This window comes from Streptomyces sp. RP5T (assembly GCF_003933965.1).
Classification (GTDB): domain Bacteria; phylum Actinomycetota; class Actinomycetes; order Streptomycetales; family Streptomycetaceae; genus Streptomyces.
In genome coordinates, this window is sequence record NZ_RSAJ01000296.1 from 1 (window position 1) to 10,182 (window position 10,182).

At 69.2% G+C, this 10,182-nt stretch carries 10 protein-coding genes and 1 pseudogene; 7 read left to right on the forward strand and 4 right to left on the reverse strand.

The window, feature by feature from the left end; all coding sequences use genetic code 11:
- Nucleotides 1–138: 138 nt before the first annotated feature.
- The 3 genes from EHS43_RS26725 (at nucleotide 139) to EHS43_RS26735 (ending at nucleotide 4,031) form a co-directional block, all read left to right on the forward strand.
- Nucleotides 139–798: a response regulator transcription factor gene (locus EHS43_RS26725; RefSeq protein WP_028808164.1), complete on the forward strand. Its 660-nt coding sequence runs from the start codon at nucleotides 139–141 to the stop codon at nucleotides 796–798.
- A gap of 232 nt (nucleotides 799–1,030) precedes the next feature.
- Nucleotides 1,031–2,959 carry a 2-oxoacid:acceptor oxidoreductase subunit alpha gene (locus EHS43_RS26730; protein WP_125193305.1) on the forward strand — a complete coding sequence of 643 codons (1,929 nt, stop codon included), beginning with the start codon at nucleotides 1,031–1,033 and terminating at the stop codon, nucleotides 2,957–2,959.
- The gene (locus tag EHS43_RS26735) at nucleotides 2,952–4,031 is read left to right on the forward strand and encodes a 2-oxoacid:ferredoxin oxidoreductase subunit beta (RefSeq protein WP_125193306.1); all 1,080 of its coding nucleotides are present in this window, start codon (nucleotides 2,952–2,954) and stop codon (nucleotides 4,029–4,031) included. Before EHS43_RS26730 ends, EHS43_RS26735 begins: the two co-directional genes overlap by 8 nt.
- 56 nt (nucleotides 4,032–4,087) lie before the next feature.
- On the opposite strand, the gene EHS43_RS26740 is transcribed toward EHS43_RS26735, so the two are convergent.
- The 3 genes from EHS43_RS26740 to EHS43_RS26750 all read right to left on the reverse strand — a co-directional run bounded on the left by EHS43_RS26740 (nucleotide 4,088) and on the right by EHS43_RS26750 (nucleotide 5,859).
- On the reverse strand, nucleotides 4,088–4,324 hold the full coding sequence (locus EHS43_RS26740) for a hypothetical protein (RefSeq protein WP_125193313.1): 237 nt from the start codon (nucleotides 4,322–4,324) through the stop codon (nucleotides 4,088–4,090).
- 321 nt (nucleotides 4,325–4,645) lie between these two features.
- Nucleotides 4,646–5,212 (reverse strand): DUF6082 family protein, encoded by a 567-nt coding sequence (locus EHS43_RS26745; protein WP_125193307.1) that lies wholly within the window; start codon nucleotides 5,210–5,212, stop codon nucleotides 4,646–4,648.
- A 239-nt stretch (nucleotides 5,213–5,451) separates the two neighbouring features.
- Complete coding sequence (locus EHS43_RS26750; protein WP_125193308.1) at nucleotides 5,452–5,859, reverse strand: helix-turn-helix domain-containing protein; 408 nt, start codon at nucleotides 5,857–5,859, stop codon at nucleotides 5,452–5,454.
- A 91-nt stretch (nucleotides 5,860–5,950) separates the two neighbouring features.
- Between EHS43_RS26750 and EHS43_RS26755 the strand changes: the two genes are divergently transcribed.
- From EHS43_RS26755 to EHS43_RS26770, 4 genes are all read left to right on the forward strand, one after another.
- Complete coding sequence (locus tag EHS43_RS26755; protein ID WP_125193309.1) at nucleotides 5,951–6,805, forward strand: SDR family oxidoreductase; 855 nt, start codon at nucleotides 5,951–5,953, stop codon at nucleotides 6,803–6,805.
- Nucleotides 6,806–6,910: 105 nt separating this feature from the next.
- Nucleotides 6,911–7,924 carry an EamA family transporter RarD gene (gene rarD / locus EHS43_RS26760; protein ID WP_125193310.1) on the forward strand — a complete coding sequence of 338 codons (1,014 nt, stop codon included), beginning with the start codon at nucleotides 6,911–6,913 and terminating at the stop codon, nucleotides 7,922–7,924.
- A gap of 97 nt (nucleotides 7,925–8,021) precedes the next feature.
- Nucleotides 8,022–8,474: a VOC family protein gene (locus EHS43_RS26765; protein WP_125193311.1), complete on the forward strand. Its 453-nt coding sequence runs from the start codon at nucleotides 8,022–8,024 to the stop codon at nucleotides 8,472–8,474.
- Nucleotides 8,475–8,616: 142 nt separating this feature from the next.
- Nucleotides 8,617–9,567, forward strand: a complete 951-nt coding sequence (locus tag EHS43_RS26770; RefSeq protein WP_125193312.1) for a M28 family metallopeptidase — start codon at nucleotides 8,617–8,619, stop codon at nucleotides 9,565–9,567.
- A gap of 13 nt (nucleotides 9,568–9,580) precedes the next feature.
- On the opposite strand, the pseudogene EHS43_RS26775 reads toward EHS43_RS26770, so the two are convergent.
- Nucleotides 9,581–10,182: pseudogene (locus tag EHS43_RS26775) on the reverse strand (hypothetical protein); the annotation flags it as partial.

A 10,182-nucleotide genomic window follows, 5' to 3' on the forward strand; every position in this document is an offset into this window, starting at 1 on the left:
TTTCTCGCCCCCGTGTTCGTATCCGCGGCCCCTTAATCCCGTTGCCCGCGCCCCTCCGCATCCGAATGCTGGAATGCTGGACTTGTCCGGTGGACGGGCAGGCAGTGGGCTGGGGGGCCGAGAGTCGTGGAGGACAGGGTGCGGGTGGTCATCGCCGAGGATTCAGTGCTGCTGAGGGAGGGCCTGACCCGGTTGCTGACCGACCGCGGGCACGACGTCGTGGCCGGTGTGGGCGACGGGGAGGCACTGATCAAGACCATCGGCGAGCTGGACGCCCAGGGCGAGCTGCCCGACGTCGTGGTCGCCGATGTGCGGATGCCTCCGACGCACACGGACGAAGGCGTGCGGGCCGCCGTACAACTGCGCAAGGCACATCCCGGACTCGGGGTACTCGTACTGTCGCAGTACGTCGAGGAGCGGTACGCCACCGAGCTGCTGGCCGGGTCCAGTCGCGGGGTGGGATACCTGCTCAAGGACCGGGTCGCGGAGGTGCGTGAGTTCGTGGACGCGGTGGTACGGGTGGCCGAGGGCGGCACCGCTCTCGACCCCGAGGTGGTCGCTCAGCTGCTGGGACGCAGCCGCAAGCAGGACGTGCTCGCCCATCTGACCCCCCGGGAGCGGGAGGTCCTGGGGCTGATGGCCGAGGGCCGGACCAACTCGGCGATCGCGCGGCAGCTGGTGGTCAGCGACGGGGCCGTGGAGAAGCACGTCAGCAACATCTTCCTGAAACTCGGACTGTCCCCGAGCGACGGGGACCACCGCAGGGTGCTGGCCGTGCTCACGTATCTGAACTCATGAGCGCCTGACACCGTGTCAGGAAACGGGAGAACCGCGGGACACCAGGGAGCGTCTTCAAGGAAAGCGCCGGGGGCGAGTAAATCGTGACAAGTCAGGGCTTCATAACGTCTCAAAACCACGTCCATCATGCGAATGGCCGAGGGAAGGCGACCCCTGCGGTCGTAGGGTTGATCCTGGGAAGGCCTGCGGGAAGGCCGCTCCCGAACAGCCGCCTCGAGGGAGGTCCAGTTCAGTGACCAGTCAGGTCAGCAGCTCAGCGGAGCAGGCCGACGAAGCCGTCGTGGGAGAGCAGCGCAAAGAGGCCGGTGTGAAGGACGTCCGCCGCCTCGACCGGGTGATCATTCGTTTCGCGGGCGACTCCGGCGACGGGATGCAGCTCACCGGGGACCGTTTCACCTCGGAGACGGCGTCCTTCGGCAACGACCTGTCCACCCTTCCCAACTTCCCCGCCGAGATCCGGGCCCCTGCCGGAACCCTGCCGGGCGTCTCCTCCTTCCAGCTCCACTTCGCCGACCACGACATCCTCACGCCGGGTGACGCTCCGAACGTGCTCGTGGCCATGAACCCGGCGGCCCTGAAAGCGAACATCGCCGACCTGCCTCGCGGTGCGGAGATCATCGTCAACACGGACGAGTTCACCAAACGGGCGATGCAGAAAGTGGGGTACGCGGCCTCGCCGCTGGAGGATGGCTCGCTCGACGGGTACAGCCTTCACCCGGTCCCCCTGACCACGCTGACCGTCGAGGCCCTCAAGGATTTCGACCTCAGTCGCAAAGAGGCCGAGCGCAGCAAGAACATGTTCGCGCTCGGCCTCTTGTCGTGGATGTACCACCGGCCCACCGAGGGCACCGAGAAGTTCCTGCGGACCAAGTTCGCGAAGAAGCCGGAGATCGCCGAGGCGAACCTGGCGGCCTACCGGGCCGGCTGGAACTTCGGCGAGACGACCGAGGACTTCGCCGTCTCCTACGAGATCGCCCCGGCCACCAAGGCCTTCCCGGTCGGCACCTACCGCAACATCTCCGGGAACCTCGCCCTGTCCTACGGACTGGTCGCCGCGTCCCGACAGGCGGACCTGCCGCTGTTCCTCGGCTCGTACCCGATCACCCCGGCCTCGGACATCCTGCACGAGCTGAGCAAGCACAAGAACTTCGGCGTACGGACCTTCCAGGCCGAGGACGAGATCGCCGGCATCGGCGCCGCCCTGGGCGCGGCCTTCGGCGGCTCGCTCGCGGTGACGACGACCTCGGGGCCGGGGGTGGCCCTCAAGTCGGAGACCATCGGGCTCGCGGTCTCGCTGGAGCTGCCGCTCCTCGTCATCGACATCCAGAGAGGCGGGCCCTCGACCGGTCTGCCGACCAAGACCGAGCAGGCCGACCTGCTCCAGGCGATGTACGGGCGCAACGGCGAGGCGCCGGTGCCGATCGTGGCCCCCTGCACCCCGGCCGACTGCTTCGACGCGGCGCTGGAGGCGGCCCGGATCGCGCTGACCTACCGGACCCCGGTGATGCTGCTCTCCGACGGCTACCTGGCCAACGGCTCCGAGCCCTGGCGGATCCCGGAGCTGGACGAACTCCCGGACCTGACCGTGCAGTTCGCCCAGGGCCCGAACCACACCCTGGACGACGGCACCGAGGTCTTCTGGCCCTACAAGCGCGACCCGCAGACCCTGGCCCGCCCCTGGGCCGTGCCCGGCACTCCCGGTCTCGAACACCGCATCGGCGGCATCGAGAAGGAGGACGGCACGGGCAACATCTCCTACTCCCCCGCCAACCACGACTTCATGGTCCGGACCCGCCAGGCCAAGATCGACGGCATCGACGTACCGGAGGTGGAGGTCGACGATCCGCACGGGGCGCGCACGCTGGTGCTGGGCTGGGGATCGACGTACGGCCCCATCACCGCCGCCGTACGACGGCTGCGCACGGCCGGGGAGTCGATCGCGCAGGCGCATCTGCGCCACCTCAACCCCTTCCCGCGCAACCTGGGCGCGGTGCTGAAGGCGTACGACAAGGTCGTCATCCCGGAGATGAACCTCGGGCAGCTCGCGACCCTGATCCGGGCGAAGTACCTGGTAGACGCGCACAGCTACAACCAGGTCAACGGCATGCCGTTCAAGGCCGAACAGCTCGCCACGGCTCTCAAGGAGGCCATCGATGGCTGAGACGTCCACGGAAGGCACGGGCACGATCGAGGCGCTCCAGCTCGTCCCCAAGGCCGAGGCCCGCCAGTCGATGAAGGACTTCAAGAGCGACCAGGAAGTCCGCTGGTGCCCCGGCTGCGGTGACTACGCGATCCTCGCGGCGGTCCAGGGGTTCATGCCGGAGCTGGGGCTGGCCAAGGAGAACATCGTCTTCGTCTCGGGCATCGGCTGCTCGTCCCGTTTCCCGTACTACATGAACACGTACGGCATGCACTCCATCCACGGGCGGGCGCCGGCGATCGCGACGGGGCTGGCGGCGTCGCGGCGGGACCTGTCGGTGTGGGTCGTCACCGGTGACGGTGACGCGCTGTCGATCGGCGGGAACCACCTGATCCACGCCCTGCGCCGGAACGTGAACCTGAAGATCCTGCTGTTCAACAACCGGATCTACGGCCTCACGAAGGGGCAGTACTCCCCCACCTCCGAGGTCGGCAAGATCACGAAGTCGACGCCGATGGGGTCGCTGGACGCGCCGTTCAACCCGGTGTCCCTCGCCATCGGGGCGGAGGCGTCCTTCGTGGCCCGGACGGTGGACTCGGACCGCAAGCACCTGACGTCGGTGCTGCGGGAGGCGGCGGCCCATCCGGGTACGGCCCTGATCGAGATCTACCAGAACTGCAACATCTTCAACGACGGCGCCTTCGAGGCGCTCAAGGACAAGCAGCAGGCGGAGGAGGCGGTGATCCGGCTGGAGCACGGACAGCCGATCCGTTTCGGCGCCGAGCTGTCCAAGGGCGTGGTCCGCGACCCGGCGACCGGTGACCTGAAGGTGGTGCCGGTGACTCCGTCGAACGAGTCGCAGATCCTGGTCCACGACGCGCACGCGGCGTCCCCGACGACCGCCTTCGCGTTGTCCCGCCTGGCCGACCCGGACACGCTCCACCACACCCCGATCGGCGTGTTCCGCTCGGTGGACCGACCGGTGTACGACACCCAGATGTCGGACCAGCTGGACACGGCGATCGAACAGAACGGCAAGGGGGATCTGGGGGCGTTGCTGGCGGGCGGGGACACCTGGACGGTCGTCGGCTGACCGCCAAGCGGCATGCGGAGGGCCCGGAGCCGACGCGGCTTCCGGGCCCTTCCACGTCACGCGTCGGGGATGTCCCGCTTGGCGCGAAGCAGGGTGTCCCGGGTGATCACAACAATGCGCTCGTAGTCGGCCCGTGCGGCGTCGGCCGGGAGCAGTGAGTCCAGCTCTTCGGTGCGGTCGGTACCGATGACCGCGAAACTTCCGTCACTCAGCTCGAAGAGGTCAGGGCAGGTTTCCATCGTCCCACTGCCTCGCAGCTTGGGTGGGTCTCCGAGACGGCGAACGATGCGCACTGACACCTGCGGGCTCCCTCTGTACGTCCCCTCGCGCCCCCGGCTGCCCGGGCATGTCGACGGAGGCGGCACACCCAAGCCCGCCGAGAGACAGCACAGGGATCAGCACGCAGCGGAGAAGGCCACTGGATCTGAAGTGCCGACGCGCGCGCGAGAGAGCCCTTCCGCGTCGCGGCGGCGTCACACCACATACGGCCGACCGTCACAGATTGCCACACGACTGCCCGAATCTCGTAACTTGCTGTAACCATGTCGCCCTGTGTCCTCGTCCTTAAGTCGGCCACGTGATCCCGCCGACAAGTCGACAGTCACCGAGGCCGCTCAGGAGGCGCGACCGCCTGGATCCGGACCCACCACCCACCACTGTTGCGGATCATCCGCGAGCTCCTCGATCATCATGTCGACGACCTCACCGACCCGCGCCTCCGTCGACTCCGCGGGCAGGGACCTGCGGTGCTCGACGGTGCGGTCCCAGTACTCGGCGAACAGTTTGTTGCGGCACAGCACCCGCAGATGCCCCACGAGTTCGTCCCAGGTGTACATGCCGATCTGATGAGCCATCAGAAGGCTTCCGTACTCCCGGTTGGCGAAGATCATTTGACGCCGTTTGACTTCGGAAAGGCCCGTCAGCGTGCTCCCCGCGTCCGCCAGGGACGGATCATCGATGGCCCGGTCCATCTGCTTCAGGGTGAGCCGGTACTGCTGGATCAGGTTCGCCCGGTGGATCTCCTCCGTCATCAGCCTGAGCTGACCGAGCAGTTCCAGCAAGACGTCCTCCTGGCGTCGGCGCCGGGCGCCCCGGGAGAAGAAGGCTCGCATCAGGCCGCGTCCCGAAGCGACAGCAGAACCGATCCTGCTGCGGCGGACGGCCGGAGTCTGTGTGGCCATGTCAAGGCATCCCCCTGGATCCGGTGACCGTGCGCCGGAAAGTGGCGTGGCGGGTCCGTGCACGGTGGGCGTGGCACTCCGCATCCAGCGTGCCCGTCGACTCAAGGCGGCGCGGGAGGCGGAGAGGGGGCGCATGGGTGGACGTGTCTCGCATGTCGGCCAACGCCCTGACCTATGTGTGCCCCCTGGCGCCGTGCACATGCCTTCAAGGGAGCCGACCAAGGGCCATCAGTGGGCCATCAGCCCTGCTCAGAACCCCTCTTCCGCGCGTCGTACCCCTCTCGCGCCTTCTGCACCGCCCCCATCCGCCGCGTCGTCCACTCCGCCAGACCCCGCACCTGCTCGGCGGCCTCCCGGCCCAGATCCGTCAGCGAATAGTCCACCCGGGGTGGAATCACCGGCTTGGCGTCGCGGTGAACCAGGCCGTCGCGTTCCAGGGTCTGCAGGGTCTGGGTCAGCATCTTCTCGCTCACCCGGCCGATCGCGCGGCGCAGTTCGCTGAAGCGGTGGGGGCGGTCCAGGAGGTGAAGCAGGACCAGGACACCCCAGCGGCTCGTGACGTGTTCCAGGACCAGGCGGTGGGGGCACAGCTCCTCGCCCGTGGCCCGCGCCGCCTCCGCCAGGATCGAGTCCCTACTTACCGTCATGCCAGTACCTTACTTCAAAGTGGGTACTTTCGCAGAGTTAGCGCATCCCCTATGGTTAGTGCCAACGCACCCCACAAGGAGATCCCACATCATGAGCATCGTCGTCACCGGAGCCACCGGACACCTCGGCCGTCTCGTCGTCGAGCAGCTGCTCGAGAAGGTTCCCGCCGAGCAGGTCACCGCCGTCGTCCGCACCCCGGAGAAGGCCGCCGACCTCGCGGCGAAGGGCGTGAAGATAGCCGTCGCCGACTACAACCGCCCCGAGACCTTCGACAGCGTCTTCGCGGCCGGCGACAAGGTGCTGCTGATCTCCGGCAACGAGTTCGACAAGGGCCGCCCCGCCCAGCACCAGGTCGTCATCGACGCCGCCAAGGCCGCGGGCGTGGCGCTCCTCGCGTACACCAGCGCCCCCGGCACCCTGACCGCCGCGCTCGCCGACGACCACCGGGCCACCGAGAAGGCCCTGCTCGCCTCCGGTCTGCCCTACTCGCTGCTGCGCAACGGCTGGTACAACGAGAACTACACCGAGAACCTCGCCCCCGCCCTGGAGCACGGCGCCGTCGTGCAGGCAGCCGGTGAGGGCCGCATCTCCACCGCCTCGCGCGCCGACTACGCGGCCGCCGCGGTCGCCGTACTGACCGGCGAGGGGCACGAGAACTCGACGTACGAGCTCGGCGGCGACGAGCCCTGGGGCTTCGCCGAGTACGCGGCCGAGCTCAGCAAGCAGACCGGCAAGGAGATCGCCTACAAGGCCGTCCCCGTCGAGGTCTTCACCGGCATCCTGACCGGCGCCGGGGTGCCCGCCCCCTTCGCCGAGATCCTGGCCGGCGTCGACGCCTCCATCGAGAAGGGCGAGCTGATCGTCACCTCCGGCGACCTGTCCCGGCTGATCGGCCGTCCGGCCACCCCGGTCGCCGCGTCGATCGAGGCCGCGCTCAAGGGCTGACCCCCGCCCCCGCCTGTCATGACCGTATGGCGATACGGGCATGACAGGCGGGGGTGTCCGGCGTTACCTTCGTGCGGGCGAGGGACAGCGCGAGGAGGAGAGTCCGTGAAGTCGAGGGGCGAGCGGCACATAGGTCTGCTGAACGGCTTCGCCGCGTACGGGATGTGGGGGCTCGTGCCCCTGTTCTGGCCGCTGCTCAAGCCCGCCGGAGCCGCGGAGATCCTCGCCCACCGGATGGTGTGGTCGCTCGTCTTCGTGGCCGTCGCGCTCGTCGTCGTACGGCGCTGGGCCTGGGCCGGTGAGCTGCTGCGGCAACCGCGCAGGCTGGCGCTCGTCACCGTGGCCGCCGCCGTCATCACCGTGAACTGGGGCGTCTACATCTGGGCCGTCAACAGTGGCCACGTGGTGGAGGCCTCCCTCGGGTACTTCATCAATCCGCTCGTCACCATCGCGATGGGCGTGCTGCTGCTCAAGGAGCGGCTGCGGCGGGTGCAGTGGCTGGCGGTCGGGATCGGCGCCGCCGCGGTGCTCGTCCTCACCGTCGGGTACGGGCGGCCGCCGTGGATCTCCCTCACGCTCGCCTTCTCCTTCGCCACGTACGGCCTGGTCAAGAAGAAGGTGAACCTCGGGGGCGTGGAGTCGCTGGCCGCCGAGACCGCGATCCAGTTCCTGCCCGCGCTCGGCTACCTGCTGTGGCTGAGCGGCCGCGGGGACCTCAGCTTCGCCTCCGAGGGCCCGGGGCACGCCGTCCTGCTCGCCTCCACCGGCATCGTCACCGCGCTCCCGCTGGTCTGCTTCGGCGCCGCGGCGATCCGGGTGCCGTTGTCCACGCTGGGGCTGTTGCAGTACCTGGCCCCGGTCTTCCAGTTCCTGCTCGGCATCTTCTACTTCCACGAGGCCATGCCGCCCGAGCGCTGGGCCGGATTCGCGCTGGTCTGGCTGGCGCTGACACTGCTCACCTGGGACGCCCTGCGCACCGCGCGAACGGCCAGGAGGCAGCTCACGAGGTCCGGCACCCCCGGCACCCCCATGGCCGCGGGCACGGTCGGTGGCCCGCGGAAGGCGGAGGCCCCAGCCACGGGTCCGGAGGCGCTGGACTCCCCCGCCGCCAGGCCGTAGACCGCGGCGGGAGAGGCGGGCGAACGGACTGCGTCCGACGGGTGGCCCGGACGTGTGAGAGGGCTCGCTGTCAGTGGTCACCGCTATAAGTGACGGTATGACACCCGTGCACTGGAAAGTCGTGATCGACGCCGCCGACCCGCACGCCCAGGCCGACTTCTGGGCCGCCGCCCTGCACTACGAGACCGAGGACAACGACGCCCTGATCCAGCGGCTGCTGGAGCTCGGCGCGCTGCCGCGCGAGGCCACCGTCGAGTGGCACGCCAGGCTGGCCTTCCGGGACCTGGTCGCCGTACGCCACCCCGACGACCCGTACGACAAGGACAGCGGCACCGGTCTGGGGCGGCGGCTGCTCTTCCAGCGCGTACCGGAGCCGAAGACCGTCAAGAACCGGCTCCATCTCGACCTGCATCCCGGGGAGGGCCTGCGCCCCGCCGAGGTGGAGCGGCTGACGGCCCTGGGGGCGAGCGTGCTGAGCGAGGTCAGCGAACCGTCGGGAGCGTGGGTGGTCATGACGGACCCGGAAGGGAACGAATTCTGCGTCCACTGATCGCCGTCGGTCCGGTATACGAACTCCCCTGACCGGATTCCGCCCTTGACGGTAAGTCAACCGCAGCTTCACCATCCAGGCACCCATTCACTGTGGAATCCCTGTGACTCCAGGGATTCCCACGGAATTCGGAGCCCCCCACATGAAGCTCTCGGTTCCCGGACGCGTCACGGCCACCGCCGTCGTCGCCACCGTCTCCCTCCTGGCCGGCGGATCCATAGCCGGCGCGGCCCCCGCGGAACAGCCCGCGGTGGCCGCGGCCCCCGACATCCCGGTGGCCAACGTGAAGGCGCACCTGGCCCAGCTCCAGTCCATCGCCACCGCCAACGGCGGCAACCGGGCGCACGGCCGGACCGGTTACAAGGCCTCGCTCGACTATGTGAAGGCCAAGCTGGACGCCGCCGGATTCACCACGACGACCCAGCAGTTCACGTCCTCCGGCCGCACCGGCTACAACCTGATCGCCGACTGGCCGGGCGGCGACACCAACCAGGTCGTCATGTCCGGCTCGCACCTCGACAGCGTCACGGCGGGCGCGGGCATCAACGACAACGGCTCCGGTTCGGCGGCCGTCCTGGAGACCGCGCTCGCGGTGTCCCGGGCCGGCTTCCACCCCACGAAGCACCTGAGATTCGCCTGGTGGGGCGCGGAGGAGCTGGGCATGGTCGGCTCGCGGTACTACGTCAACAGCCTCTCGACGGCGAACCGTTCACGCATCAGCGGCTACCTCAACTTCGACATGATCGGCTCGCCGAACCCCGGCTACTTCGTCTACGACGACGACCCGGCCATCGAGAAGACCTTCAAGACGTACTACGCCGGCATCGGCGTCCCGACCGAGATCGAGACCGAGGGCGACGGCCGTTCCGACCACGCGCCGTTCAAGAACGCGGGCGTACCGGTGGGCGGCCTGTTCAGCGGGGCCGACTACATCAAGACGGCGGCCCAGGCCACCAAGTGGGGCGGCACCTCGGGGCTGGCCTTCGACCGCTGCTACCACTCGTCGTGCGACACCACGGCCAACATCAACGACACGGCCCTGGACCGCAACAGTGACGCGGTGGCGTACGCCGTGTGGGAGCTGTCGCAGTAACGGCCCTTCTCCGCTAGGCGTCGATGTTCCGGGCGCGTTCCGCGAGGCGGAGCATCCGGGCGCGGGCCGACTCCAGCTTGTCGGGCTCCTCGGCCGCCGGGCCCTCCCCGGCGGCCAGGTCGGTCCACAGGGTGAGCAGCTCGCGCCCGAGGGCCAGGCCCCGCAGCGGATCCCGTACGGCCTTCCACGCGGTGGCCGCGCTCTGCACGTTGCCGTAGGCCGCCTCGGCGTCCCCGGCGCGGTGGTGGATGCCGGCCAGGTCGAGGGAGATCTCCGCGGCCTGGTCCGGCTCGCCGCCCAAGTAGGCGATGTAGGCGGCGAGTTCACGCACCCGCAGCACATCGGGATGCTCCGCGCCCAGGGTCTGGGACGCCTCGCCGATCACCCGCTCCGCCAATTCGGCGGCCAGATCGGTCCGCCCTTCCCGCACGGCCTCGCTGATCCGGCCGACCGGCTCCGCGAGCACCGCGCTCTCGTCGACCACCAGCCCCTCCCCCAGGACGGCCTCGGCCACGGCGTCGAACCCCCGCACGGGCGTCGCCTTGGGACCCGGGTCGTCCAGAAGGGGCACCGGCTCGACGAGGGGGACGACGGGCCGGGGGGCCGGCGTGGCAG

Coding starts and splice junctions, on each gene's coding strand:
- EHS43_RS26735 (WP_125193306.1), top strand. CDS start 2,952: ATGGCTGAGACGTCCACGGAAGGCACGGGCACGATCGAGGCGCTCCAG.
- EHS43_RS26745 (WP_125193307.1), bottom strand. CDS start 5,212: ATGGCCACACAGACTCCGGCCGTCCGCCGCAGCAGGATCGGTTCTGCT.
- EHS43_RS26750 (WP_125193308.1), bottom strand. CDS start 5,859: ATGACGGTAAGTAGGGACTCGATCCTGGCGGAGGCGGCGCGGGCCACG.
- EHS43_RS26755 (WP_125193309.1), top strand. CDS start 5,951: ATGAGCATCGTCGTCACCGGAGCCACCGGACACCTCGGCCGTCTCGTC.
- EHS43_RS26765 (WP_125193311.1), top strand. CDS start 8,022: ATGACACCCGTGCACTGGAAAGTCGTGATCGACGCCGCCGACCCGCAC.
- EHS43_RS26770 (WP_125193312.1), top strand. CDS start 8,617: ATGAAGCTCTCGGTTCCCGGACGCGTCACGGCCACCGCCGTCGTCGCC.